At 54.4% G+C, this 26249-nt stretch carries 22 protein-coding genes; 6 read left to right on the forward strand and 16 right to left on the reverse strand.

Features of this window, described 5'->3' with window-relative positions:
* Positions 1–16 precede the first annotated feature (16 nt).
* On the reverse strand, positions 17–1945 hold the full coding sequence (dnaG, locus tag RA157_RS03050) for a DNA primase (protein ID WP_350335006.1): 1929 nt from the start codon (positions 1943–1945) through the stop codon (positions 17–19).
* Positions 1946–2026: 81 nt separating this feature from the next.
* Positions 2027–2476, reverse strand: a complete 450-nt coding sequence (locus RA157_RS03055; RefSeq protein ID WP_350335007.1) for a GatB/YqeY domain-containing protein — start codon at positions 2474–2476, stop codon at positions 2027–2029.
* Between the two features lie 259 nt (positions 2477–2735).
* Between RA157_RS03055 and carA the strand changes: the two genes are divergently transcribed.
* Positions 2736–3938, forward strand: a complete 1203-nt coding sequence (carA, locus tag RA157_RS03060) for a glutamine-hydrolyzing carbamoyl-phosphate synthase small subunit (RefSeq protein ID WP_350335008.1) — start codon at positions 2736–2738, stop codon at positions 3936–3938.
* 37 nt (positions 3939–3975) lie between these two features.
* On the opposite strand, the gene ypfJ is transcribed toward carA, so the two are convergent.
* Complete coding sequence (gene ypfJ, locus RA157_RS03065) at positions 3976–4923, reverse strand: KPN_02809 family neutral zinc metallopeptidase (RefSeq protein WP_350335009.1); 948 nt, start codon at positions 4921–4923, stop codon at positions 3976–3978.
* Between the two features lie 151 nt (positions 4924–5074).
* Here ypfJ and RA157_RS03070 point away from each other — a divergent pair, with 151 nt between their 5' ends.
* Positions 5075–5317, forward strand: a complete 243-nt coding sequence (locus RA157_RS03070; protein WP_350335010.1) for a helix-turn-helix domain-containing protein — start codon at positions 5075–5077, stop codon at positions 5315–5317.
* A 24-nt stretch (positions 5318–5341) separates the two neighbouring features.
* Here RA157_RS03070 and RA157_RS03075 read toward each other — a convergent pair whose 3' ends face one another.
* The 3 genes from RA157_RS03075 to RA157_RS03085 form a co-directional block, all read right to left on the reverse strand.
* The gene (locus RA157_RS03075) at positions 5342–6232 is read right to left on the reverse strand and encodes a LysR family transcriptional regulator (RefSeq protein ID WP_350335011.1); all 891 of its coding nucleotides are present in this window, start codon (positions 6230–6232) and stop codon (positions 5342–5344) included.
* A 33-nt stretch (positions 6233–6265) separates the two neighbouring features.
* Complete coding sequence (gene trxB / locus RA157_RS03080; RefSeq protein WP_350335012.1) at positions 6266–7231, reverse strand: thioredoxin-disulfide reductase; 966 nt, start codon at positions 7229–7231, stop codon at positions 6266–6268.
* Between the two features lie 112 nt (positions 7232–7343).
* Positions 7344–8345 carry a mitochondrial fission ELM1 family protein gene (locus RA157_RS03085; protein WP_350335013.1) on the reverse strand — a complete coding sequence of 334 codons (1002 nt, stop codon included), beginning with the start codon at positions 8343–8345 and terminating at the stop codon, positions 7344–7346.
* 141 nt (positions 8346–8486) lie between these two features.
* On the opposite strand from RA157_RS03085, the gene RA157_RS03090 reads away from it, so the two are divergent.
* Complete coding sequence (locus tag RA157_RS03090) at positions 8487–8960, forward strand: Lrp/AsnC family transcriptional regulator (protein ID WP_350335014.1); 474 nt, start codon at positions 8487–8489, stop codon at positions 8958–8960.
* A 51-nt stretch (positions 8961–9011) separates the two neighbouring features.
* Here RA157_RS03090 and greA read toward each other — a convergent pair whose 3' ends face one another.
* The 3 genes from greA to RA157_RS03105 form a co-directional block, all read right to left on the reverse strand.
* Positions 9012–9485 carry a transcription elongation factor GreA gene (gene greA, locus RA157_RS03095; RefSeq protein ID WP_350335015.1) on the reverse strand — a complete coding sequence of 158 codons (474 nt, stop codon included), beginning with the start codon at positions 9483–9485 and terminating at the stop codon, positions 9012–9014.
* Positions 9486–9595: 110 nt separating this feature from the next.
* On the reverse strand, positions 9596–13006 hold the full coding sequence (gene carB, locus RA157_RS03100) for a carbamoyl-phosphate synthase large subunit (RefSeq protein WP_350335016.1): 3411 nt from the start codon (positions 13004–13006) through the stop codon (positions 9596–9598).
* 171 nt (positions 13007–13177) lie between these two features.
* Positions 13178–13993, reverse strand: a complete 816-nt coding sequence (locus RA157_RS03105; RefSeq protein ID WP_350335017.1) for a LytTR family DNA-binding domain-containing protein — start codon at positions 13991–13993, stop codon at positions 13178–13180.
* A gap of 88 nt (positions 13994–14081) precedes the next feature.
* Between RA157_RS03105 and RA157_RS03110 the strand changes: the two genes are divergently transcribed.
* Entirely contained in the window at positions 14082–14483 is a 402-nt protein-coding gene (locus tag RA157_RS03110) for a DUF2306 domain-containing protein (protein ID WP_350335018.1), read from the forward strand.
* Between the two features lie 497 nt (positions 14484–14980).
* On the opposite strand, the gene msrP is transcribed toward RA157_RS03110, so the two are convergent.
* The 4 genes from msrP to RA157_RS03130 form a co-directional block, all read right to left on the reverse strand.
* Positions 14981–15943, reverse strand: a complete 963-nt coding sequence (msrP, locus tag RA157_RS03115) for a protein-methionine-sulfoxide reductase catalytic subunit MsrP (RefSeq protein ID WP_350335019.1) — start codon at positions 15941–15943, stop codon at positions 14981–14983.
* Positions 15944–16106: 163 nt separating this feature from the next.
* The gene (locus tag RA157_RS03120; protein WP_350335020.1) at positions 16107–18155 is read right to left on the reverse strand and encodes an elongation factor G; all 2049 of its coding nucleotides are present in this window, start codon (positions 18153–18155) and stop codon (positions 16107–16109) included.
* Positions 18156–18389: 234 nt separating this feature from the next.
* Complete coding sequence (locus RA157_RS03125; RefSeq protein WP_350335021.1) at positions 18390–18866, reverse strand: DUF992 domain-containing protein; 477 nt, start codon at positions 18864–18866, stop codon at positions 18390–18392.
* A 181-nt stretch (positions 18867–19047) separates the two neighbouring features.
* Complete coding sequence (locus tag RA157_RS03130; protein WP_350335022.1) at positions 19048–20250, reverse strand: pyridoxal phosphate-dependent aminotransferase; 1203 nt, start codon at positions 20248–20250, stop codon at positions 19048–19050.
* Between the two features lie 334 nt (positions 20251–20584).
* Between RA157_RS03130 and RA157_RS03135 the strand changes: the two genes are divergently transcribed.
* Positions 20585–21217, forward strand: coding sequence for a glutathione S-transferase family protein (locus RA157_RS03135; RefSeq protein WP_350335023.1), 633 nt, complete (start codon positions 20585–20587; stop codon positions 21215–21217).
* 60 nt (positions 21218–21277) lie between these two features.
* Here RA157_RS03135 and RA157_RS03140 read toward each other — a convergent pair whose 3' ends face one another.
* Complete coding sequence (locus tag RA157_RS03140; protein ID WP_350335024.1) at positions 21278–21763, reverse strand: PH domain-containing protein; 486 nt, start codon at positions 21761–21763, stop codon at positions 21278–21280.
* Positions 21764–21923: 160 nt separating this feature from the next.
* Between RA157_RS03140 and RA157_RS03145 the strand changes: the two genes are divergently transcribed.
* A complete protein-coding gene (locus tag RA157_RS03145) occupies positions 21924–23081 on the forward strand; it encodes a PQQ-dependent sugar dehydrogenase (protein ID WP_350335025.1) in 1158 nt (385 codons plus the stop codon).
* Positions 23082–23174: 93 nt separating this feature from the next.
* Here the strand turns inward: RA157_RS03145 and RA157_RS03150 are convergent, their stop codons facing one another.
* On the reverse strand, positions 23175–23735 hold the full coding sequence (locus RA157_RS03150; protein WP_350335026.1) for a tetratricopeptide repeat protein: 561 nt from the start codon (positions 23733–23735) through the stop codon (positions 23175–23177).
* Positions 23736–23908: 173 nt separating this feature from the next.
* Positions 23909–25999, reverse strand: a complete 2091-nt coding sequence (locus tag RA157_RS03155) for a putative bifunctional diguanylate cyclase/phosphodiesterase (RefSeq protein WP_350335027.1) — start codon at positions 25997–25999, stop codon at positions 23909–23911.
* Positions 26000–26249: the final 250 nt, after the last annotated feature.

Below are 26249 nucleotides of genomic sequence, written 5' to 3' on the forward strand. Positions count from 1 at the left end.
AAAGTGATTCGACCGGTCAATTTGCCGCCAGAGCCATCAGGTTCGATGTATCCGGTTGCCCCTTGTAGTTCTTGCGGATCAGGCCGGATTCTTCAACCAGTTCCTGTTCGTCACGGGCAAGCTCCTCGCGAAGCCGGCGAATATCTCTGGTCAGGGAAATCAGAAGCTGCTCATCATCCGGTGTCGGCTCACGCTTGGCGCATTCATCCAGCACCCGCTCCACATCTCCCTCCATATCCCGGACACAGAGGTAGGACAGGAAATAGTCCATACTCCGCACGATAAAGTCCTGGGCCGGATGGAATTTGAGAATGGGAAAACGCCTCAGAATCATGACGCCGGAAACCTCGACATTGCCGTCATCATCAACCTTGCGCGGACCATGCAGAGTTCCAAGGGCCGCATAGAAACGCGGGTCGAGCTTCTGATAGATCTCCGCGGTTGAAAGCTCATCACAGGCTATCAGCAGTGTATAGAGCCCTTTCGCAAAGGCATTGTGCACATCCAGCTTGAACTCATAGAGTGTGATGTCTTCGATCTTGTCCGAATAGATATTCGGGTAATGCACACAAAGGCCGAGAACAATACGTTCAATATCAATGGCCTTGTCCTTTTCAGGTACCGGCAGACTATAGGCGGCCTCCTGGACTGCGGGCGCAGACGCCTTGCGGTCTGTGGTCCAGAACAGATTGGACAGTTCAATCCGGTATTTCATCCGGTACTGCCGCTGAACAAGCGCGTCCTTGATCTGGTTCACAAGCTGGTTGAGCCGGTTTTCAAGAGCCGCTTTCCGCTCCGGCGTATCAATCGGCGTAACACTGATTTCCCGCCGCCAGAGAATATCCGAGAGGGGGATCGATCGCTCCAGCTGATTCCGAAACGCCTCAAGCCCGCCATTCTGGATCAGGTCATCCGGATCCTGTCCTTCTGGCAGAAGCGCAAAATTGAACGACTTCCCGGCCTTCAACTCCGGCAGGATACGATCAACAGCCCGGTGGGCGGCCCCCAGTCCCGCGCGGTCGCCATCGAAACAAATGACCGGCTCCGCAGACAGTCGCCAGAGCCTGCCGATCTGACTTTCCGTAAAGGCCGTCCCGAGCGTAGCCACCACAGCCTTGATACCAGCCTGATAGACAGCGATCGCATCCATATAGCCTTCTGTGACAACCACAGAACCGCCCTCATAGGCCGCCTGGCGGGCCCGGTGGGCGTTGAACAGCAGATAGCCCTTGTGAAACAGACTGGTCTCGGGCGAGTTCAGATATTTCGGTTTGCCATCCGGATCGAGCGTCCGGCCACCAAAGGCCACGACCCGGCCTTTTTCATCCTGGATAGGAATAATCAGGCGATTGCGGAACCTGTCATAAGTGGGTCTGCCATCATCTGGCTGGATAATCAGTCCAACCGCAATCATATCGGCTTCACTGACCCCCTGCCCTGCCAGATGTTCCTTGAGTGCAGTCCGCCCATCAGGCGCATAACCGATACGGAACTCCGCAACAGTTTCAGAGGTCAACTTACGCTGCTGCACATAAGAGCGGATAGGGGCGGCACTGGGCGCACGCAACTGGGCCTGAAAGAAAGTGCAAGCCATCTCGGCAATGTCGATCAGGCTGGCTTTCTGCTTCTCACGGCGCTCTGCATGCGGGTCTACCTTCGGAAGCCTAACGCCGGTTTCATCCGCAAGCCGCTCCACCGCTTCTGGAAAAGACAGGCCCTCGGTCTCCATCAGAAAGGTGAAGATATCCCCATGCTGACCGGATGAGAAACAGTGATAAAAGCCCTTTTGGTCATTCACCGTAAAGGACGGTGTCTTTTCATTGGTGAACGGGCTGAGACCCGCAAATTCACGCCCCTGACGGCGCAGCTTGACCCGTCGGCCAACCACTTCCGAAACAGGAAGTCGCGCCCGGATCTCGTCCAGAATGTCAGGGGTGAAGCGCATTATGTAGCCCCGATGAAAAGCGTGTCGCTTTCAGTTTACGATTTTCGTCACAAGGATGCCAAGCGGACTTTTGAAACCCGCCTATTTCAACAGCTCCTTAACAATCGCACTGGCCTTGCTGAAATCCATCTGGCCGGGATATTTCTCTTTCAGAACAGCCATGCACTTGCCCATATCGCGCAGGCCCTGGGCACCTGAAGTCTCGATAGCCGATGAGCAGACAGCGCGCACCTCGTCCTCAGACATCTGTTTTGGCAGGAAGTCGCGGATAATGTCGATCTCGGCCTTTTCCTGCTCTGCCAGCTCAAGACGACCCGCCTCTTCATAGGCCTTGATGGAATCATTGCGCTGCTTGATCATCTTGCCGAGAATCTGCTGGATATCAGAATCCGTTACAGGGTCCTTGTTATCGGAGCGATTGGCGATATCCCGATCTTTGATAGCAGCCAGAATGAGCCTGAGAGTACTCACCCGCCGTTGATTTTTGGCCTTGATTGCCTGCTTCAGACTGTCATTCAGCTTCTCACGCATCAGCAAGTCACTCCGCTTTGTTCTTCTATCGGGCTCATTCAATGAGTATGATTCACGAGGAAATACATCAAGCTATTGTTTTTACAAAGAAAAAACTTCCATCTTCGTGCTTGACGGGCTGACCGCTTTCGCCTAATTTCAGCCAACTCTCGACAGCCGCCGGTCCCTGTTTGCCGCACCCGCATGAGAAGCGGACGCACAGTCACGCGCGACGATCAAGAGTGCGCTACACTATACGAACATCTGCAGGACGCAAGCCATGGTCACGAATGTCTGGGAAGATCCGAAGCCAACCGCTCTCCTTGTCTTGGCAGATGGGACAGTCATAGAGGGACAGGGCCTCGGCGCCGTTGGCCACGCTGTCGGTGAAGTCTGCTTCAACACCGCCATTACCGGATATCAGGAAATCCTGACCGATCCGTCTTACGCCGGTCAGATCATCACCTTCACCTTCCCGCATATCGGTAATGTGGGCACGAATGACGAAGATATCGAGACCGTCAACATGGCATCATCTTCCGGTGTTCGCGGATGTGTGCTGAAGACCGATATCACAGACCCGTCAAACTACCGCTCCGGACGCCATTTTGATGCCTGGCTGAAAGCTCGTGGCATTATCGGCATCAGCGGTATCGACACCCGTGCCCTGACAGCACTCATTCGCGAAAAAGGCATGCCGAACGCGGTGATTGCTCATTCCGAAACCGGCGAATTCGACATTGACGCGCTGAAAGCAGAAGCTGCTGCATGGCCGGGCCTTGAAGGAATGGATCTGGCGAAGGAAGTCACCTGCCCACAGACCTACACATGGTCCGAAACACCCTGGACCTGGCCGGAAGGTTTCGGTGAGCGCCAGGCTGAGGCCTACCACATCGTCGCTGTGGACTTCGGCGTAAAACGCAACATCCTCCGCCTGCTGGCAAATGAGAACTGCAAGGTCACTGTTGTTCCTGCAACGGCAACAGCCGAAGACATTCTTGCGCACAATCCGGACGGTGTCTTCCTGTCAAACGGCCCCGGCGACCCGGCAGCCACCGGCGAGTATGCCGTGCCGATGGTAAAAGAGATCGTCGCGAAGGATATCCCGGTCTTTGGCATCTGCCTTGGCCATCAGATCCTCGCCCTGGCTTTGGGTGCAACCACCATGAAGATGCACCAGGGGCACCATGGCGCCAACCATCCGGTAAAAGACCACACCACATCCAAGGTGGAAATCACCTCGATGAACCACGGCTTCGCTGTAGACACAGATAGCCTGCCGGATGGCGTTGAAGAAACCCATATTTCCCTGTTTGACGGTTCAAACTGCGGCCTGGCTCTCAGCGGCAAACCGGTCTTTTCCGTACAATACCATCCGGAAGCCAATCCCGGCCCACAGGACAGCCATTATCTGTTCAAGCGGTTCATCAACCACATTCGCCAGCTCAAGGGTGACGAACTCGTTCAGGAAACGGCAGCTTAAAGCACCTTCCATGATCTCAAGCTAGAGGTCTGGTGCTCTAAAGTCGCACATCCTTTGCGAAGGTATCGCAGGCCTGCATCTCGCCGCTGCGGAAGCCTTCGAGAAACCAGCGTTTCCGCTGTTCTGATGTCCCATGATTGAAGCTCTCGGGCACCACATAGCCTTGCAGACGTTTCTGGATTGCATCATCCCCGATCTGGGTGGCAGCATTCAACGCTTCTTCAAGATCACCTTCTTCCAGAAGTCCTTGCTGCTCGGAGTGAAAGCCCCAGACACCGGCGAAACAGTCAGCCTGCAGCTCTACTCGGATCGACATGGCATTCTCCTGAGCCTTCGATAAAGACCGGCGGATCCGATTGAACTCCGGCAGAACACCAATCAGGTTTTGGACATGATGTCCCACTTCATGAGCAAGCACATAGGCTTGAGCAAAGTCTCCCGGCGCCTCGAACTTCTTTCGAAGTTCGTTGTAGAATGACAGATCGATATAGACCTTGCTGTCACCCGGGCAATAGAACGGGCCACTTGCAGAACTGGCAAAGCCACAGGCGGACTGGACCTGTCCTGTAAACAACACCAGCTTTGGCTCACGATAAGTCTGCCCCTGGGCGTTGAAGATCTTGTGCCAGCTGTCTTCGGTATCCGCCAGAACGGTCGCAACAAACTGGCGCATTTCATCCTGCCGACCAACTGTTTGCGCTTCATATGAGCCAGAGCTATTTCCAGAATTGCCCGACGACTGTGTCAAAGGAATCTCGCCTCCCAACATCAGAGACAGCACCTGAAGTGGATTGCCGCCCATCAGCCAGATCACAAGACCCGCGACCACCAGAAAGCCGATACTGAGTTTCCCGCCACGCCGACGACCGCCGCGACCCATTGGTAATCGCAACCGGCGACCACTCAACCGGCGACCAAAGCCACGGCCCCGCGCTCCACGCCTATCTTCAATATTTGAACTCTGCCGACGGCCTCTCCAGCGCATGTCACTGCTCCAACGTTCACTCCCCCTCACCAGCTCTAGCAGGAACAGAGCTTGATGTCTTGAGGTTCAAAATTGCGAAAAACAGAATTTTTCAATTGCGCACTGAGTGCACCATTACTACTCTGCATCGCAGAATAGAGGGAGCGGTATCATGTCACCTGAAGGCTTCAGGGCCTGGCGCAAACAGATGGGGCTAAAGCAGAAGGACGCAGCCGACCGTCTGGGTCTCAAGAAGCGTATGGTTCAGTATTACGAGAAAGGTGAACGCAACGGAGTTCCCGTCAGCATTCCCAAAGCCGTACGTCTGGCCTGCTACGCGATTACAAACGGCATCGATGACTTTGACGGCAAGCACGTGACCCACGTATCTGAGGATCAGATCACTCAGGATTGAGAGAAGCAGGACATTCCGGGCAGATCAGAAACGCCAGGTCTTGGCCTTTGAAATCAGAAAATCACGGAAGACCGATACGCGCGCTGACTTCTTCAACTCTTCCGGATAAACAAAATAAGTATCGAATGACGGCAGATTGGCATCCAGATCAATCTGCACAAGCCCGGAATCGGAGTCGATCAGATAATCCGGCAGGATAGCAACACCTATTCCCTTCAAAGCAGCCCGTTTGATGGCCAGAATATTGCTGATCTTCAGCGTAGACAATCGCGGGTTACTGGCAGAACGACCTGCTGTCTCAAGCCAGTTTATTTCCTTCAGATAGCCAGGAGCCCGTTCGCCAAAGGTGATAATCCGGTGATCGTCCAGATCAGACACCTTATCGGGATGGCCGAACTGGTTGATGTAGGCTGGAGACGCAAACAGATGGAAATGAACGGTGAACAGACGCCGCTGGATCAGGTCCGGCTGGGTCGGTTTTCTAAGGCGGATCGCCACGTCCGCCTCCCGCATAGCCAGATCAAGTTCCTGATCTTCCAGCATCAGATCAATCTGCAGATCAGGATAGAGTTCGATGAACTCGTTGAGGCGCGCCGCAAGCCAGGTTGAGCCAAGGCCGATGGTGGTGGTTACCCGCAGGGTGCCTGTCGGTTTGTTACGGGAATCGGTGAGATGCGCCTGAACAGACTCAAGCTTCACCAGCACTTCATGCGCGGTGCGATAAAGCGTTTCGCCCTGCTCGGTCAAAATAAGTCCGCGCGCGTGCCGATGAAACAACGGCACGCCTACCTCATGCTCAAGCGCACTCACCTGCCGACTGATAGCCGACTGGCTCATATGGAGCTTGTCACCCGCATGGGTAAAGCTCCCCGCCTGAGCAGCCGCATGAAATATGCGGAGCTTGTCCCAATCCATGGCCTGTTTCCTCCCTTTCAGGCCCGAAATTCTTTATTCCGCAGCTTCGCTGGCAGCCTCATGTTCTGCAATATAACGTTCAGCTTCAAGTGCAGCCATGCAGCCCATTCCGGCTGCAGTCACAGCCTGGCGGAAAATATCATCCGTCACATCACCGGCAGCGAAAACCCCCGGAATACTTGTCTCAGTTGAATCCGGTGCCGTCCAGATATACCCCGAATCCTTCAGCTTCAGCTGATCCTTCACAAGACTTGTCTCAGGAGCATGACCAATAGCGATGAAAATGCCATCTATAGGCATTTCTGTCAGCTCACCTGTCTGGGTATTCTTCAGACGGACACCGGTAACCGCTGGCGGGAAACCATCCTTGCCCAGAACCTCATCCAGCTCGCTGTTCCAGATCATTTCAATTTTTTCGTTACGGAACAGCCGCTCCTGGAGAATCCGTTCGGAGCGCAGCTCATCACGACGGTGTACCAGATAAACCTTTGAGGCATGGTTGGTCAGATAGAGCGCTTCCTCAACAGCCGTGTTACCACCACCGACAACAACCACTTCCTTGCCGCGATAGAAAAAGCCGTCACAAGTGGCACAGGCCGAAACACCAAAGCCCTGGAATTTTTTCTCGGACGGCAACCCGAGCCATTTGGCCTGAGCACCTGTGGCCAGAACCAGTGTATCAGCGGAATAGGTGTCACCGCTTTCTGCAACAAGCTGGAAAGGGCGAACCGACAGGTCGACTGAGGCAATATGGTCCTGAACAAGCCGCGTTCCCACATGCTCGGCCTGTTTTTCCATCTGCTCCATCAACCAGGGGCCCTGAATTGTATCTGCAAACCCAGGGTAATTCTCCACATCCGTGGTGATGGTGAGCTGACCACCCTTCTGCAAACCGGCAATCAGAATAGGTTCCATCATGGCCCGCGCCGAATAGATGGCTGCGGTGTATCCAGCTGGTCCTGATCCGATGATAATGGTCTTCGAATGATAATGCGCCATGGTAAGCTCAACCTTATATGTTCTACGTCCGACCTAACAATCCCAAGCGGACGTTAGCAAGAGATATGGCTGATTCCCGTGACACAGTCGACCATATCTCCCGACATATAGGTCAGCTCTCACTGGTAACCAACTGCTGAAAATCAGAAAATGCCTGTGCCAGAGCCTGAGCAATTGCCGGCGTCGCGTCAATCTGGGGATAGCCAGCTGCACAGGACGCCTTTTGATCCCCTACTGCACCCTGTTGAGGCAGTTTATCCAGAAATCGCGCCAGCTTCGGGTTCAGTTGCGGTGGCCTGAGAACCGACACCGGACAACCGGCTGCGAGCACTTCACTCACCATATTATGAGAGTCACCAGTTACCGCCAGCAGGTCCGATTGCGCCAGTATCTGACGATAGGGGTTATCCCCTTCACCGGACCAGATCCAGAACGGTTTCTCTGCAAGATGTTGAGACAAAGCCTCCAGGAAAGCTGCTGGCGTCCGGCGAGATGGCGTCACCAGAATAGAACCCGCCTGCCGGACCAGAGGTTCAAGCTGACCAAGCACCGCTGAACCAGTCTGATCCTGATCACCTCGTCCTCCGGTCGGATCGCCGACAACCAGTCCCAGCCAGGGGCGCGGAAGCTGCACCCAGTCTTCCGGAACGACAGCGCGCGCACTCTCCAGCACATCAGGGCTGATCCGATGAGGAGCCGTATCCGTCACCATCACATTTCCGCCCCGCAGACGGTCATGTGCTGGTACCCAGATAAAATCAGCAAAGCCTGTACCGATGCGCGGATCTTTCAGGAAAACCGTAAAAACCCGCCCGGCAGACGCCTTCTTGATAACCGGAAGGTAAGCTGCAGCCCGTCGACCGGATGCGATAACCAGATCCGGAAATGGCGGATGAACAGGGCTGCCCGGCTGATCCGGCCTGTCTCCGGGAGGAATCGGCCCGCGCGGCAGAAACCAGTGCCATGGCCTGCCCGGTGCCACAACCCGCTCCTCTATATCCAGCCCCAGACGCTCGGCCAGGCCCAGGCATTGCGCCCGGTCGCCCATCTTGCCATCTGTCAGAACCCAGGCACGTCGCCCTTCAAGACACTGGTCATTCCTGGTCTCTGTCACGAAAGCGGTTCCGATATGATCGCAGTTGAGTTATACAATTACCCGGATTCGAAGCATGATTGCGCAACATGATATAATTCATGCGCAAAATTCTGCCCCCGGATCCAAAGCAGGATCATTACTACAACAGGCGGGCGCACCGTGAAAGTCAGACTCGACGAGACCGACTGGAAAATACTCTATGAGCTGCAGCAGGATGGCCGCATGACGAATGTGGAACTTGCCCGGCGGGTCGGCATTTCGGCACCACCTTGCCTGCGCCGGGTCAGAGCACTGGAAGAAGGCGGCATCATTCGCGGTTATCGGGCGCTGCTGGACGAGAAACAGACCAACTACCCGATTATGGCCTTTGCCATGGTCGGCCTGACCAGTCAAGCTGAACAGGATCTGGCCGCTTTTGAAGACAAGATCAGAAACTGGCCACTGGTCAGGGAATGCTACATGCTGTCCGGAGAGGTCGACTTCCTGCTCAAATGCGTCGCCCCGGATCTGGACATGTTCCAGAACTTCATCATCAAGGAACTGACCGCCGCAGACAATGTGGACAGTGTCCGGACCTCCCTCACCCTGCGAGCGATCAAGGACGAGCCGACAGTTCCACTGGATGAAACGTAAAAAACGACAGCCAGAGCCGTCGCTTTCCAAAACATCGCCTGTCTTACAGGATCAGATGAACTTGACTTCAATGATCTCGTAGGAACGGGCACCACCCGGTGCAGCCACTTCCACAGAATCATCCACAGCCTTGCCGATCAGAGCGCGTGCGATCGGAGACGAGATCGAGATCTTGCCTGACTTCACATCAGCTTCCATATCACCGACGATCTTGTAGGTTTTCTCTTCTTCCGTGTCTTCATCGACCAGTGTGACAGTTGCACCGAATTTCACGGTGTCGCCAGACAGCTTGGTCACATCAATCACTTCCGCACGAGACAATTTGTCTTCCAGCTCGGAAATGCGGCCTTCATTCAGGCTCTGGGCTTCTTTGGCAGCGTGGTATTCCGCATTTTCGGAAAGATCACCATGCGCGCGCGCTTCGGCAATAGCCTGGATGATGCGCGGACGCTCTTCAGACGTGCGCTGTTTCAATTCTGCCTGGAGGGCAATCTGGCCCTCAATCGTCATTGGGATCTTTTCCATATTCAGCGATCCTCCGCTTCCGACGTCATAATGCCGGAGACAATAATAGCCCGGACCCGGTAAAATCCGTGGTGGACTTTACCGTTTCCGAGATCGAATAAGCATGCCGATCAGAAATAATCCTGCAACGGCCTGACTTCCAGATTACCGCTCCGATAGGCTTCAATGCCCTTGGCCGCAGCAATCGCGCCGGACAGCGTCGTGTAATAGGGCACCTTGTTCATCAAGGCTGCCTGACGCAGCGACCGGCTGTCAGCGAGAGCTTGTATACCTTCTGTTGTGTTAAACACAAGCTGTATCTCGCCGTTCTTGATAGCATCAACAATATGCGGCCGACCTTCAAGTACCTTGTTGATCTTTGAGCAGGTAATACCATGAGATGCCAGGAAACGCTGCGTTCCGCTTGTTGCAACAATCCGGAAACCGTTTGCTTCCAGACGCCGCATCATATCGACGGCCTGTTCCTTGTCCTGGTCGCGCATGGAAACAAACACGGTTCCCTTTTTCGGAACGCTGCTGTTGGAGCCCGCACCAAGCTGGGACTTGGCAAAGGCAATGGCAAAGTCACGGTCCAGACCGATGACCTCACCGGTTGACCGCATTTCCGGGCCGAGAACCGTATCAACACCAGGGAAACGAGCAAACGGGAAGACCGCTTCCTTGACCGCAATGTGATCCAGCTGCTTGGCCTTCAGGTCGAAGGACGCCAGCGTTTCCCCGGCCATGACCCGGGATGCGATCTTGGCAATCGGATAGCCAATGGTCTTGGCAACGAACGGAACCGTGCGCGATGCGCGCGGGTTCACTTCAAGAACGAAGATCTCACCATTCTTGATAGCGTACTGAACGTTCATCAGGCCGCCAACATTGAGGCCGAGCGCCAGAGCCTTTGTCTGTCGTTCCAGCTCGTCCAGAATGTCCTGGCTGAGGGAATAAGGCGGCAGGGAACAGGCGGAATCGCCGGAGTGAATACCAGCTTCCTCGATATGCTCCATGATGCCGCAGACGAACACATCCTTGCCGTCACACAAGGCATCAACGTCAACCTCGATGGCACCGGACAAATAGGTGTCAATCAGAACCGGGCTATCACCAGAAACCACAACGGCCTCAGTGATATAGCGCTCAAACTGGCTGTCATCGCGGACAATTTCCATGGCCCGGCCACCCAGAACATAGGACGGACGAATGACAACCGGATAACCGATCCTGGAAATGATCTCGCGCGCTTCCTCTGCAGACTGGGCGATACCGTTCACCGGCTGCTTCAATTCAAGCTGATGCAGCAGCTTCTGGAAGCGGTCGCGGTCTTCAGCCAGGTCAATCGCATCCGGAGACGTTCCAAGAATTGGAATACCTGCATCCTGAAGTGCCTGCGCCAGTTTCAGCGGTGTCTGGCCACCAAACTGCACAATCACGCCATGCAGGGTGCCATTGCTCTGCTCAACCCGCAGGATTTCAAGCACATCTTCTGCCGTGAGCGGCTCGAAATACAGGCGATCAGATGTGTCATAGTCTGTTGAAACCGTTTCAGGGTTACAGTTGATCATGATGGTTTCATAACCGGCATCCGAAAGAGCGAATGCAGCATGACAACAGCAGTAATCAAACTCGATACCCTGACCGATCCGGTTCGGACCACCACCGAGAATAACGACTTTTTTCGCGTCAGTCGGGCGGGCTTCACTGCCATCAAGACCGGCAAGACTGGTCTCGTATGTCGAGTACATATAGGCGGTCGGTGAGGCAAACTCGGCAGCACATGTGTCGATGCGCTTATAGACCGGGTGCACATCAAGAGCAGCGCGCTGCTTGCGCACATCCGCTTCCGTGCTCGAAGCCAGCACGGCCAGACGCGCGTCTGAGAAACCGGCGGCTTTCAGGCGGCGCATACCGGAGACCGTGTTTGGCAGACCATGTTCGCGCACCAGATTTTCCAGATCAATAATGGCCTGGAACTGCTCAATGAACCATGGATCGATCTTGCAGCTGCTGTAGATCTGGTCATGACTGACGCCCAACCGCAGGGCCTGGGCCACTTTCAGCAGACGATCCGGGCGTGGTGTACCGAGAGCTGCACGGATCGCGTTCTTGTCGTCCCCTTCACCGAGACCAGCAATAACAACTTCATCCAGACCCTGAAGGCCCGTTTCAAGGCCGCGCAGCGCTTTCTGGAACGATTCGGCAAAAGTCCGGCCGATAGCCATCACTTCACCAACTGACTTCATCGCCGTGGTCAGGTTGGAGTCAGAGCCCGGGAATTTTTCGAACGCAAAGCGCGGGATCTTGGTGACCACATAGTCAATGCTTGGTTCGAAGGAGGCAGGTGTTGCGCCGCCAGTGATGTCATTTTCAAGCTCATCCAGCGTATAGCCGACAGCCAGTTTCGCCGCCACTTTGGCAATCGGGAAACCGGTCGCCTTGGATGCAAGAGCGGAAGACCGCGAAACACGCGGGTTCATCTCAATGACAATCAGACGGCCATTCTCCGGATTGACGGCGAACTGAACGTTCGACCCGCCCGTCTCAACGCCGATCTCACGCAGAACCGCCACTGAGGCATTCCGCATGATCTGGTATTCCTTGTCCGTCAGCGTCAGCGCCGGAGCCACCGTGATCGAGTCACCGGTATGGACACCCATCGGGTCGATATTCTCGATGGAACAGATGATGATGCAATTGTCGTCCCGGTCGCGGACAACTTCCATCTCATACTCTTTCCAGCCAAGTACGGATTCTTCAATCAGAACTTCGGTGGTCGGAGAAGCATCAAGGCCGCTTTCGATGATCTGGAAATATTCTTCCCGGTTATAGGCAATGCCGCCACCGGTTCCGCCCAGCGTAAAGGACGGACGAATGATGGCCGGAAGACCAACAAAATCAAGCGCGTCAGCCGCAAGTGCAAGCGCACGGGTCTTGTAGCGTTCCTTCCGCTCATATTCCCCGCCAGCCCATTCGGACTCGAATTTCTCAAGCCGCTCGGAGCGCGTCGCTTCATCAAGATCCGCATTGCTGATCTCAAACAGCGCCTCGTCCCGCAGGTGCTTGTCTTCCGCCTTCAGATCTGTCGCATTGGCCAGGCGGGATTTCGGGGTCTCAAGGCCAATCCGGTGCATGGCTTCCCTGAAGAGCTTACGGTCTTCAGCCATATCGATAGCCTCGGCATTGGCACCGATCATCTCAACATTGAAGCGCTCCAGAACACCCATGCTCTTCAGTGAGAGGGCACAGTTCAGAGCTGTCTGGCCGCCCATGGTCGGCAGAAGCGCATCCGGACGTTCCTTCTCGATGATCTTGGCCACCACATCCGGCGTGATCGGCTCCACATAGGTAACATCCGCCAGATCCGGGTCTGTCATGATTGTCGCCGGATTGGAGTTCACCAGAATGATCCGGTAGCCTTCCTCACGCAGTGCCTTACAGGCCTGGGTTCCGGAATAATCGAACTCACATGCCTGACCAATAACAATAGGTCCGGCACCAATGATAAGGATGGATTTGAGGTCGGTACGTTTTGGCATGCATCGCGCTCGCAAATAGGCGCAGGGCACCAGAGCCCCGCCGCTGAATGTCAGCCTGAATGGGATTGGACGGTGTTTAACGCAAGATGATCGGAAGCACCATAGGGGAAACGCATTTTCTTTACGTTTTCGATAACTTTCCCCACGGATGACCGTCATTCTCGGGGATGATCAGTCCAGCCATCCCTCCGCTTTCAGCTCTTTCACATAAGAACGGCTGATCGGCACCACATGACCGGAGAGAAGCTCAAGGCTGTAGCGACCATTTTCGCGCAGGACAGAGCGAACTGCGGCCCGCACGACCCAGTGCGAGCGGTGCACACGAGCGCCCTGCAGGTTTTCAAGTTCCGAAATCGCGTCCGAAAACCGCATCAGAACAAGCTCGGACCCATCTGCAGCACAGGCTTCCACATAGTGATCACGCATTGTCAGGTGAGTCAGTTGCTCAAATCGGATCGTCTTGAGGCGGCGAAAAAACACCGGTTCCGCATCATCCAAAGTGGCCGGATCATCCTCAGGACCCGAATCGCCCTCTCTGATTTCGCCACCGGACGGCAGCATCTGCCCGAGGAAGGCATCTGTGATGAAGTTCCATAACAGCGCAATCCCGAAACCAACCGCGACAAGATAGACCAACCCAGGCAGTTCATTCGCCTCAGGGAAAAAGAGCCTGTTCACCAAAGACACCCAGACGGCGATCGGCACGGAAACAAGCAATGCCAGAAGCAGACTTCTCGGAACAGGCAAAGCGGCACAGCGTCCGGCAATCCAGTCAGAGCGAAACATCCAATGTCCGAACAGCCAGACCGGCCCCAGAAGGACGACCCAGTAAGCAATACGCAGAGGCCAGTCCAGACGAATATAGGTTCCGAAAGGACCAATCACAGACGCAAAAGTAACAGCCCCCATAAGAATGCAGAACGACCAGAACCATTGCGATTCAATCAGTCGTTCGCGTAGCGTCAATGGCAATCGAATGAATTTCACGAACCCGATCCGGCTGTTTGCGTAACCCGGCTTGATGACCCGTCCGATTCAGGCTTCAAGCACTCTATCAAACTAGTAAGACAGCGAGATGATGACAATAGCGCCTCTTTTAACAGCAAGTCTGCCGGTTCAAATCCATCTTTTGTCAGCCGTCGCGGCGCTTCTGCTGACAATCATCCTGTTGAGCGGCCGCAAAGGGACCGAGGTTCATCGCTGGCTTGGTCGCCTCTGGATAGCGCTGATGGCCATTGTTGCACTCAGCTCGTTTCTCATCTTCGAGATAAGACTGCTGGGACCCTTCAGCCCGATCCATATTCTGTCTGTCATCACACTGGCCGGGCTCATCGGCGGCTGGACGATGGCGCGTCGTGGCAATGTCAGGCGACATGCCCGCATTATGAAGAGCCTTGTCTTCGGGGGACTGATGCTGGCCGGCCTGTTCACTCTGGTGCCCGGAAGGTTGATGTATGCGATGGTCTTCGGAGGATAAACCGGTGCCTCACACAGCCCTGCGCAAACTGCATAGCTGACATGCGGAAGTCTCACTTGCTCCGGGAACCGCCTGCGTGGCATAAGCTCGCCAAGTTGTTGAAGCGGTCACACTTTATCCTCCTCCCAAAGGTGGCTGTTTCCAACCTCCCTTTTGAAGGTGATTATGCTGCATATCCTCCTGTGCAGCTAGTACTTGCCGGGCTTCTCCAGAAGCCCGGCTTTTTCTTTTCTACAGCGCGCTTCTGCAAAGTTGATAGATTTTTCAGATAAAAGCTCGCTCAGAAACAAACTCTTAGAGCATTTTGCGATGAACAGGATTCATACGCATGCTCTATGTCCGCGAGTTGTTTGTCGCCAAACCGGTTCCCACTTTGGCGCAACACGCTCTGAAGCACCGCCGCTGATTCAGGTTCAAGGTCTGGCACTTTATGCGGGCAACGAAAAAGGCCCGCCGGAGCGAGCCTCTGTTCCTAGTCTATGTCCTGCGACGGGCGCTTACATATAGAGCGGTTCCTTATCTTCAAGGCCGTCATAGAGATGAGCCACATACTCACCATAGCCGTTGAAGAGCTGGGTCGGAATTTTCTCGCCACTTTCAAGCACAGTTTCCCGGGCCTGACTCCAGCGCGGATGGGAGACCTCCGGGTTCACATTGGCCCAGAACCCGTACTCATTCTTCTGGATCTGCTCCCAGAAACTCACGGGGCGCTCTTCGGTGAAGGAGAACCGGACAATCGACTTGATAGACTTGAAACCGTATTTCCAAGGCAAAGCGAGCCTCAGCGGCGCGCCGAATTGCTTGTGAAGCGGCTTGCCGTAAGCTCCGGTAACAAGAAATGCCAGGTCATTTGTCGCTTCTTCAATGGTCACCCCTTCCACATAAGGCCAAGGGTACCAGCTCTGCTTCTGGCCGGTTGCCACATCAGGATTATGGAAGGTTTCCATACGGAGATATTTGGCCTTCGACAACGGTTTGGCCAATGCCACAAGGTCCTTCAATGGAAAACCCGACCAGGGCACCGTCATCGACCATGCTTCCACACAGCGGTGACGATAGAGCCGCTCTTCAACCGAGACCTTGCGGATCAGGTCATCAAATTCGATGGTGAAAGGATTTTCCACCTCGCCATCAATACGGACTTCCCAGGGGCGGATATTGAGTGCCTGGGCCCGCTGATAGATCCGCTTGTGAGAGCCGAACTCATAGAAATTGTTATAGGTCGAATTGATCGCCTCCGGCGTAACCGGACGCTCAATCGTATAAAGCTCGTTGCGCTTGGCAGGATAGAGATCCGCGGTCGGGTCAACCGCTTCCTCCGCTTTCGCACGCAAGCCTCCAGCACCCAGAAGGAGCCCCCCTCCGGCTGCAGCAAGCAATTGTCTTCTATTCAGAAAGGCCGCCTCGGACGTTGCCGCATGCTCCGGCAATTCCCACCCCCGCTGACGTTTGACAAACATATTCAATTCTCCGCACAGTTTGGCTCAACCTACGGAGCGGCCCGATCGCGTTCAAATCACGTCTCCGTCATGGCTAAGCTCATGACCGGACCGTATCAGGGCTGACACGATCCGGCCATGACAACACATCCAGGAGACAACGTGCCCTGGATGTGGTGTCTCATCAGGCTGCCTCACTGTCCCGCTGGGCCAGCACCGCATCAGCCGCCTTGCCGGTCAATTCAGCAAGATGATCAAAACGGGTGGTGAAAGACCCCGCCCCTGCCGTGGCAGACCGGATCTCAACAATCAGGTTCCGAACCTCATTCTCCGGCATGATTGCTTCAACCACATCCCAACCGGCCCAGCCATCTTTGCCGTCAAAGCCCAGTAGCTGACCACGGTGTGAGGACACGATCGCATTGATTTTCGGCGTGTCACTGTTCGGACAAGAGATATCAACATGCACCATCGGTTCCAGGAGAACAGGCGAACACTCCGCCAGACCTTCCCGGATGGCCAGCTGCGCTGCCATTTTGAAAGCCTGGTCCGATGAATCCACCGAATGATAGGACCCGTCAGAGAGATTGACCGCCACGTCAACAACCTGGAAGCCAAGCGGACCTTTCTTCAGACTTTCCTCGACCCCGTTTTCAACAGCCGAGAAATACTGTTTGGGAACCGCACCACCAGTAATGTTCTGGGTAAACTCAAATCCCGTTCCACGCGGCTGCGGACGGATATCCAGCAACACGTCGCCAAACTGCCCATGACCACCGGACTGCTTCTTGTGCTTGCCGCGCTGGCTGATCGATTTGCGGATGGTTTCCCTGTAAGGCACGCTCGGGGCATGCGAGGTTACATCAATCCCGTATTTGCCTGTCAACCGTTCAACGGCAACACGCAGATGCATTTCACCCTGCCCTTCAAGAAGAGTTTCACCGGTTTCCTGCACCTGACAGACAGACAGAGAGATATCTTCCTCAACAATCTTCTGAAGAACACTGGACAGCTTGACCTCGTCCTTGCGTTCAACAGGAGCCACCGCAAGCGACAGCACGGGTTTGGGAATATCAAGTGTCCCAAGCTGCACACCACCGGCCTTTTCTGAAGACAGGGTCGCACCGGCCCCTCCAACATCAAGCTTTCCAAGTCCGATGACCTCACCAGCCTGGGCCACTCCGCGCTTTGTCGCTTTCTGCCCCTGGATATCAAAGATGCCGGAAACCCGACCGCCATCTCCATCTGATGTCAAAAGCTCTGTCCCGTCACTCACCTCACCAGCGAGAACACGGGCAACAGAAATCTTGCCGCCATGCGAGGTGTGAATACTCTTGAGGATCTGAACACTGGTTCCACTGGCTTCCCCACCCAACCGGGTGACAAGACTTTCGACAGCGGGAGCTTCATGGCGCAGAGACTTCAGCAGACGCAGAATACCATTGCCATGGCTGGCAGAACCCATGAAGACCGGGCAAATCTGGCCGCTTTGCATTTCGTCTGTCAGGTCGCCAAACACCGTGGCCAGGTCAGGCTCTTCATCCTCAAGCAGGGTCTCCATCAGGGTGTCATCATAATCCGCCAGGGTCTCAAGCATCGAGAACCGGGCCTCAGCTTCACGGACCTTGTCCGCGTCCGACATATCAATGACTTCACTTGGCGCGTGCTCCCGGAACACATGGGCCCGTTCCAGAGCAAGGTCGATAAATCCGGTGATCACATCATTCTGCCAGATGGGAATCTGCCGCAGAACAAAGGGCCGCGCACTGGCAGGCTGCAGCAGGGACAGAACATCACGGACCGGCATAGCGACCTTGTCCGTCTTGTTCAGAAACAGCATATGGGGAATTGCCCTATCTTCAAGGGACTTCAGAATAAGCTGAAGTGCAGGCACCTTTCGCTCATCCGCCTCACAACAGACAATGGCGAGGTCGACCGCACCAGAAATACCAGCGGCTTCTCCGGCAAACTCAACTGAGCCCGGACAATCCAGGAAGGTATAGCGATCCCCCATAAACGTCGCCTGGGCAATATTGGTCTCGACGCTCATATTGTGTGCCCGCGCCTCAGGCGAGCCATCGCCAACGCTGGAGCCCGCATCCACACTGCCCATACGCTCCAAAACGCCACAACGCTCCAGGATGGCCTCCAGGAGCGTTGTCTTTCCACTGCCGAACGGCCCCATAATCGCAATCGCGCGGGGCCCGGATACTCTGCCATGGTGGTTTTCCATCTTTGCCTCCTGTTCCTGATATGTTCCAACGGTCACAACCGTAAACACGGCGGGGGATCTGAGCTTTCAGCAAACCCGTCTCAAACATGAGACTGCTTTCAGAAGGGTGATGCAAGGAAAACACGTGTTGCAACGCAATAGATCAGACGTTTCTGAACCGGCGGATTGTCGCACCATCAAAGCAAAAGGCACGCCCCACGGACGTGCCCTTTATGTTCTGTTCGACACCGGTCATTAGCGCCCGCTATGTCTCAGGTTGAGCTCGGCTGCACCGGCAGCAAGGCTAAGACCGGTCTGCACCTGTACACTGACGGGCTGCAACGTAACGGACTGGTCAAATCCGCCGACAAACACATTGGCTCCGGCTCCGACACCAGCAGTCACTTCTGCAGCGGCTCCCAGATAACGCCCTTCAAGAGCTCCACCATTTGACGCAACCGTTGGTGCGAGAACAATCCAGGCCAGCTCACCGGTCGCGCCCGAGCTCAGGTCCAGACCATATTTGTCGAGCGACCCGGAATAATGCTCAACCGTGCCATCAATCGACTGGAATGTGCAGTTCAGAGACCGGCTGCTGATCACGATAATGCCTGAGCTTTCAGATGCAGAACAGCTGAGGTTGCCGATTTCAACCGGGCTCGCGGCAGTTGCCGGAGCAACACCGGACATCAGAGAGGCCGCGACAAGTGCAGTTCCAAGAATCTTTTTCATGATCTTTCTCCAGACTGGCCAACAGAAGCAAAGTGCTCCCGTTTACGTAAACTGGATATGTGGGGCCTTGATCACACGTGCCAATCAGCTCTCATCATCACTGCGTGAAAGCCTCGTGACATAAAAAAGCCGCCGCAGACTCTGCGACGGCTCATAAAGTCAGCAATGCAAACGATATCGCTTATGTCAGGCTGGCACAGAACCGCTGGATGCGTTCGCAGGATTCTTCCAGTGCTTCCGTTGAAGTCGCATAGGAGATCCGGAAGTTTGGTCCAAGACCAAAGGCAGAGCCCTGAACAACAGCAACACCTTCCGCTTCCAGCAATTCCGTAACGAAGTCTTCGTCAGTCTCAAGCACCTTGCCGGACGGTGTGGTCTTGCCCATACAGCCAGCACAGGATGGGAACACGTAGAACGCCCCTTCAGGGGTCGGACATACGAGACCTGTGGCCTGGTTGAGCATGGAAACGACCAGATCACGGCGTTCCTTGAAGACGGCAGCCCGCTCAGAAATGAAGTCCTGCGTGCCATTCAGCGCTTCAACAGCAGCCCACTGGGCTATGGATGTCGGGTTGGACGTGGTCTGAGACTGAACCTTACGCATCGCATTGATCAGCTCTACAGGCCCGGCCGCATAGCCGATGCGCCAGCCGGTCATCGCGTAGGCCTTGGACACACCATTCATGGTCAGTGTCCGGTCCTTGAGGCCTGGCTCAACCTGGGCAGGTGTCACAAACTCGAAATCATCGTAGACAAGGTGCTCATACATATCGTCAGACAGGATCCAGACATGCGGATGCTTCATCAGAACATCCGTGAGTGCCTTCAGCTCATCGCGGGAATAGGCAGCACCACTCGGGTTGGATGGCGAGTTGAACACAAACCACTTGGTCTTTTCCGTAATCGCAGCATCAAGCGCTTCCGGACGCAGTTTGAAACCATCGTCCATGGTCGCACCAACAAAAACAGGCTCGCCACCACAGAGAAGCGCCATATCCGGATAGGATACCCAGTAAGGTGCCGGGATGAGAACCTCATCACCCGGATTAAGCGTCGCTGCAAAAGCATTGTAGATGATCGGCTTGCCACCAGGCGCCACAAAGCACTGAGCCGGATCGTAATCGAGACCGTTCTCACGCTTGAACTTGTCAGCGATCGCCTGTTTCAGTTCTGGAATACCATCGACCGCAGTATACTTGGTCTCACCGCGCTCGATCGCTTCAATAGCGGCCTTCTTGATATTATCCGGCGTATCGAAATCAGGCTCACCAGCACCAAGGCCAATAACGTCGCGGCCGCTGGCTTTCAGCTCACGCGCCTTGTTGGATACTGCAATGGTAGCGGACGGTTTAACTCTGGACAGAGAGTCGGCAATAAACCCCATGGGTTATCTCCTGCGATCTTTTGTGTAGCGAGGAAAAACGCGGCGCGAACCTAGGCCTCGGCAGCCGAGAATGCAAGGTCTATGCTGAGACATTGGTCGGATTTATAATCCCTGCAGCTCAGCTGGCACAAAATTTCACCCTGTGTCACTCCAGCCAAAACCCAAGCCACCAAATAAAAATCATAGTAAAAATAATATTAAACAACGATACAAGAATTACGAGCAAAACACTCAAAATAGAAGAAACATTATATTAGTTTTTCTGAGATATAAATACAAGAGAAAGACAAATGGCTGACAGCGAATAAGCAAGACAATAGATTGGGGGCAATCAATGCATAAGCTTTACGCGACATACGGATCTGGAAATTGCTACAAAGTACAGCTCTTGATGCACCAGATCGGCATTCCCTTTACCGTCAAAAATATTGACGTCCTGAAGGGTGAGACCAAATCAGAGGCCTATCTGGCTATCAATCCGAATGGCAAGGTGCCCTTCCTGTCGCTGGAAAATGGTGAGACCATCGGCGAGTCGAACGCCATGCTGCAGCATCTGGCCCATGGGACGCATCTGACGCCGGAAAGTCATTTCGACCGCATCAAGATGTTCGAATGGATGCTCTGGGAACAGTCAAGCCACGAGCCGAATATCAGTCCGGCCCGTTTCATGATCGCTATTCTTCCCGAGCTGCGCGAAGCAAACAAAGACCGTATTGCGGAATGGCAGCAGAAGGGCAACAAGGCCCTCGGCATCATGAACAATTATCTGGCAAAGCACGATTGGCTGGCTGGCGAGAAATACTCAATCGCTGATATCTCGCTCTATGGATACACACATGTCGCACATGAAGGCGAGTTCGACATGGATCAGTATCCGCACATTCAGGCCTGGATGGCACGCGTTGCAGAGACGCCAAACTATATCTCTATGCCTGAAATCATGCAGGATCTGCTGAAAGCAGCCTAAACTGCCCTGATCAGAATTCAGAAGAATGAACGAGGGAGGCGATTTGCCTCCCTTTCTTTTTCAGCGCCTGGCGACTTCCAGTCTCAGTCGCTCACAGACCTGCGCGCCCTGCCGGATATCCGACACCACATAGCGCAAGCCAGACCGAAGCGTGATGACCACAGCGCCTGCATCTTTCGGCAGCGCCACAAATCCATGCGCAAACCGAACATCCTCGATATCCGTATAGGGAATGGTGATACCGTCAATACCATCCAGTATCCGTCGGATAACACAGCTGTCTTCCCCCAGAGCAACCCGGTTGGTCTGATAGCGCAAAAATGCATGAAGAAACAGAAAAGGACCGCCAATCAACACCACGACAAGTGCCAGACGCGCCAGTCCATGATTGTTGGTCTTGTCGTCCAGAACGAACCATAAGAGGAGATAGGCCGTCACGATCAGGACGGATGGCACAAAAAGAGACCAGTGGGCGGAAAACGTCTCGAAGCCGCTTTCTTCGCCGCGATCCAAACCGTCCAGAGTTTCGCCAAATGACAGCGCCATGGATGAAAGACTACTCCCTTTTTCGCGATTCGACAAAGAGGGGCATACAACCACAGGCATTCGGCATACCAATCAAAATGATTGTGACTTGCGATCACCACAAACTGGGAACACCCTCTACTGGGGCACAAAAGCGCTTTCCGAAGGAGGAAATACGGTCATGATAGCCAGATACGCAGCGGTCACGGCATTGGCCCTGTCGACGTCGGTTCTGTCGACATTGTTCACAGCTCTTCCAGCGCGGGCCGCCGGTGTTGAAATCAAAACGGAAGACTACACACTGATCGCAGACAAGATTGCCGACAACCTTGACCACCCCTGGGGTCTGGCGTTTTTGCCGGATCAATCCATGCTGGTTACAGAACGCCGTGGCCGTCTGCGCCATGTAAAGAACGGCGTGGTGTCAGCGCCTCTCAAAGGCTTGCCAAGGATAGCGGATGGCGGTCAAGGCGGATTGCTGGATGTCGCCGTCGCGCCCGATTTCAATCAGACACGTCACATCTATTTCACCTTTTCGGAGCCTTCAAAGGACAGACGCTCCTTCGGCACGGCCCTGGGGCGAGCCAGACTGAACCTGTCACCCACACCTCATCTGACCGAAGCCACAGTGCTGTTTTCCCAGAACAGGAAAACACGGACCAGACGGCATTTCGGTTCCCGGATCGTCTTCGCGCCGGACGGAACCCTGTTCCTCACAATCGGCGACAGAGGAGACAGACCACGTGCCCAGGACCCACGCGATCATGCAGGATCTGTTATTCGGCTGAACCGGGACGGATCAGTTCCCAAAGACAACCCTTTTGCAGATGGCAGAGATGGCGCGCCTGAAATCTGGTCAATCGGTCATCGCAATCCACAAGGTGCCACATGGCACAAGGGAGAAAACGCCCTCTGGACCGTTGAGCATGGCGCGCGCGGCGGGGATGAAATCAACAGGCCGAGAAAGGGTCTCAACTATGGATGGCCCGTGATTTCCTATGGCAGACACTATTCCGGTCTTCCAATCGGAGAAGGAAAGCGGAAATCCGGGCTGGAGCAACCTCTCTATTACTGGGATCCATCCATCGCCCCATCCGGCCTCGCCTATTATGATGGCACGGCTTTCAAGAAATGGCAGGGCAACATTCTCGTCGGCGCCCTCAAGGACCGGATGCTGGTAAGGCTGAAGCTGAACGGATCACGCGTCGTCCATGAAGAGCGCATCCTGAAACGTCGCTTTGGCCGCATTCGGGATGTGCGACAGGGGCCCGACGGACTGGTCTACCTTCTGATAGATGACGATGATGGCGCAATTATCCGCCTGAGCCCCAAGCGCTAGGGTTCAGAACCCTAAGGCCGAAAAAAGAGAAAAGCCCCGACAAATTGTCGGGGCTTTCTCAAATCCAATCCGTGGCTTTGCGCCAAAGGCAACTTATGCAGCGTTGCGGATGAACCGGTCAAGCTCACGATATTCGTAGGTATCGGAACCAACACGCTTCTCAATCTCACGGAGCTGCTCCTTAGCAAGATCCATCTTCCCGAGATGTACATAAGCCTCACCAAGATAGGCCCGTGTCAGCGTATAGTTCGGATCAATGGAAAGCGCTTTGTGGTAGTAGCTCAGCCCAACATCAAAACGACCAAGCTTCCGGTTTGCATAGCCCATATAGTTCAGGACCCGCGGGTCATCCTGGTTAGACACGGTCTGCAGAACAGCAATCGCTTCGCGATAATCGCCGTTCTTGGCCAGGCGCGCGCCGGTCCAGTACTTGTCTTCATCCTGAATGACACTGGATGTCTTGCGCACACATTTTTTCAGGCGTTTGGAATAAACATGTCCCCGTTTACAGGACTTCTTCTTTGCTTTTGTCGCTTTCGGCTTCGGCTGAACAAACGTGCTTTCACCCGCAGCATTTGCAGAGACAATCGAGTAAGGCATGAATGTCACTGCCATTCCGGCAATAACGGCAGATCTCAACAAGGCAGTTTTCATAACATATCCTCCAAATGAACTTGACGAGGATTATACGGAAGTTTTCCGGAAAAGAGCTTCAAACGTTCAACACATATTCTGGCATAGGTTTGAATGAATAAAACCGGAAGCTCGTTTGTTCTATCCCGAGGCAGTCCAAATTCCGTGAGGCCTCATAATACCCGTCACTCGCGTTAGCTGATCAGGAAAGTGCCGCCAGGTACCGGCTGGACCACCATCCGTTTCTCAAACTCCTGAACGGGGAGTGGCGGGCTGAACAGATAGCCCTGATATTCATGACAGCCCCGCTCCGCCAGCCATTGAAGCTGACTTTCACGTTCAACACCTTCAGCCACGATCTTAACATCAAGCAGCTGGCACATGTTGATAATAACACCGGCAATCGCTTCCAGATCGGGATCCTGCATAAATGAGCGGTCAATCTTCAGGCAGCTGATCGGATAGCGCTGCAGATATCCCAGATTGGAATAACCGGTGCCAAAGTCATCAATGGCAAGCTGGAAACCCATTGCCTCAATGTGCTTCAGTTCCTTGATCAGCTGCTCATTGTCACCCATCAGCATGGATTCCGTGATTTCAAGCTCAAACCTTGAAGGATCACAATCCGTCATGTTCGCAAGACGGCGGATGGCCGGAATAAGCTCCTTGCTGTGAAACTGCCGCGGCGACAGGTTGACGGATACGGTGATATCATGCCCCAGCGCATGCCAGATCCGCTGCTGTATCGCTGCATTCTCCATCACCCACTCACCGATCGGCTCAATCAGGCCGGTTTCCTCGGCAACGGCAATAAACTCTCCCGGCTGCCGGATTCCCAGCTCCGGATGACGCCAGCGGATCAGCGCTTCGGCACCAACAATCTTGTTTTCGGCGACAGAGACACGCGGCTGATAGAACAGCTCAAATTCACCATTATCGACGGCCTTGCGCAGCGATGATTCAAGCTCAAGCCGGCTCTCGGCCTGTTCATTCATATAAGGCGCGAAGAAGCTGTACTGGTTCCGGCCGCCATCCTTGGATTCATACATGGCCAGGTCAGCATTCTTCAGCATTTCATCAATATTTTCGCCGTCATTGGGGTAAAGGCTGATACCAATGCTGGGCGTCACCTGAAGGTCTCGTTCTCCGATGGTCATTGGACGCGCCAATGCAGCAAGAATACTGTTCGCGACCTGGGACGCATTGCTGTGCTCATCAATATCTGTCAGCAGGACAACAAACTCATCGCCACCGAGACGTGCCAGAACATCGGTCTTCCGGACACAGGATCTCAGGCGACGGGAGACCATCACCAGCAGTTCATCGCCAACCGCATGCCCCAGAGAATCGTTGATGTGCTTGAAGCGATCCAGATCGATGAAAAGAAGCGCAACCTTCTTCTGATCCTCATCTGCCCGGTCAAGAATGGCGTTCATTTCCTGGGTCAGATATGTCCTGTTATAAAGGCCGGTAAGAATGTCATGATGAGCCAGATAGGCGATCTTCTGCTCTGCAGCTTCACGCTCGGTCACATCCACTTCCGTTACCAGAATGGCCGGCTCACCCGTTACGGAATCGCGGCTCATTCGAGCGTCAATTTCGTGCGTCCGGACACCATCTGTTGTCTGGACACGCGCGGAGAAGCATCGCTCTCCCCGTCGCTTCAGCGCGCTGGTCAGCCCGCGTTTGTCGGACGACCTGATCAGTCTGCTGGTAAGTGTCTTGGTGTTGTCAGCTCTGGACTGGCGTGCAGCCGGGTTCTCGTAGAGAAGCTCTCCATGCTCATCAAAGAGCGAAATCATGGCCCGGGTATGCAGAAGCGCCTGGGCGCTGCGCAGAACATCTGGTGTCTGGCTGTCCTCGGCAATAGCCTCACACAACATGGCCATGCGACCATCATCCAGCAGAACTCCACGGAACATGCAGCGGACAGTTACCGGCTCGCCACCAGGATACAGGGTCCACAACTCGCTGAACGTCGCCCCATCATGGAAATCCTGCTGATATTGCTTCAGGCGACGGGACACCGTTGGAGACATCTCGCTGCCCATATCCCGGGCAAGCAGATCTTCTCTGGTTTCCGCATTCCATAAAGTGAGGGCCTTGTCATTTGTCCAGCAGACATGGCCTTTATCAATATCGAAGACCCAGACAGGGATGACGGAATCTTCAAGCAGACGCAAGCGAGCAGAAAGGGCTTGTCTCTCTCGCGCGCCATTCTCAGACCCGGGAAGAGAGACAACGTTGCTGCTATCCTTCTGACCGATGCGAGATCGCGCCGACATGTGCAACTCCTGCCTAACCTGCTCGAAACATTAGGCTTGAAAGCAGACCAAAACGTTAAACGTTACAGAAAAGAGGTAACAAAATGCCTCACTCATCTTTCTTGGTAAATGGAGTCTAAATCAGAATTTAACATTAGAAGTTGATGAAATACTCAAATACAACACACGTCGCAGACAACAGTCGAAACAAGCCCGAAAAACTGCGCATTAGCATTACAACCAATCAGGATCAGACGTTAACAGGCATCCA

It is taken from the genome of Coralliovum pocilloporae, assembly GCF_030845175.1.
Classification (GTDB): Bacteria; Pseudomonadota; Alphaproteobacteria; order Rhizobiales; family Cohaesibacteraceae; genus Coralliovum; species Coralliovum pocilloporae.

Bases quoted from the DNA above. Each gene is read 5' to 3' on its own strand.
- RA157_RS03125 (WP_350335021.1), bottom strand. From the start codon at position 18,866: ATGAAAAAGATTCTTGGAACTGCACTTGTCGCGGCCTCTCTGATGTCC.
- RA157_RS03110 (WP_350335018.1), top strand. From the start codon at position 14,082: ATGATGACAATAGCGCCTCTTTTAACAGCAAGTCTGCCGGTTCAAATC.
- RA157_RS03150 (WP_350335026.1), bottom strand. From the start codon at position 23,735: ATGAAAACTGCCTTGTTGAGATCTGCCGTTATTGCCGGAATGGCAGTG.
- carA (WP_350335008.1), top strand. From the start codon at position 2,736: ATGGTCACGAATGTCTGGGAAGATCCGAAGCCAACCGCTCTCCTTGTC.
- carB (WP_350335016.1), bottom strand. From the start codon at position 13,006: ATGCCAAAACGTACCGACCTCAAATCCATCCTTATCATTGGTGCCGGA.
- RA157_RS03130 (WP_350335022.1), bottom strand. From the start codon at position 20,250: ATGGGGTTTATTGCCGACTCTCTGTCCAGAGTTAAACCGTCCGCTACC.
- RA157_RS03120 (WP_350335020.1), bottom strand. From the start codon at position 18,155: ATGGAAAACCACCATGGCAGAGTATCCGGGCCCCGCGCGATTGCGATT.
- trxB (WP_350335012.1), bottom strand. From the start codon at position 7,231: ATGGCGCATTATCATTCGAAGACCATTATCATCGGATCAGGACCAGCT.
- msrP (WP_350335019.1), bottom strand. From the start codon at position 15,943: ATGTTTGTCAAACGTCAGCGGGGGTGGGAATTGCCGGAGCATGCGGCA.
- RA157_RS03140 (WP_350335024.1), bottom strand. From the start codon at position 21,763: ATGGCGCTGTCATTTGGCGAAACTCTGGACGGTTTGGATCGCGGCGAA.
- RA157_RS03135 (WP_350335023.1), top strand. From the start codon at position 20,585: ATGCATAAGCTTTACGCGACATACGGATCTGGAAATTGCTACAAAGTA.
- RA157_RS03075 (WP_350335011.1), bottom strand. From the start codon at position 6,232: ATGGATTGGGACAAGCTCCGCATATTTCATGCGGCTGCTCAGGCGGGG.
- greA (WP_350335015.1), bottom strand. From the start codon at position 9,485: ATGGAAAAGATCCCAATGACGATTGAGGGCCAGATTGCCCTCCAGGCA.
- ypfJ (WP_350335009.1), bottom strand. From the start codon at position 4,923: ATGCGCTGGAGAGGCCGTCGGCAGAGTTCAAATATTGAAGATAGGCGT.
- RA157_RS03055 (WP_350335007.1), bottom strand. From the start codon at position 2,476: ATGCGTGAGAAGCTGAATGACAGTCTGAAGCAGGCAATCAAGGCCAAA.
- RA157_RS03145 (WP_350335025.1), top strand. From the start codon at position 21,924: ATGATAGCCAGATACGCAGCGGTCACGGCATTGGCCCTGTCGACGTCG.
- RA157_RS03070 (WP_350335010.1), top strand. From the start codon at position 5,075: ATGTCACCTGAAGGCTTCAGGGCCTGGCGCAAACAGATGGGGCTAAAG.
- dnaG (WP_350335006.1), bottom strand. From the start codon at position 1,945: ATGCGCTTCACCCCTGACATTCTGGACGAGATCCGGGCGCGACTTCCT.
- RA157_RS03155 (WP_350335027.1), bottom strand. From the start codon at position 25,999: ATGTCGGCGCGATCTCGCATCGGTCAGAAGGATAGCAGCAACGTTGTC.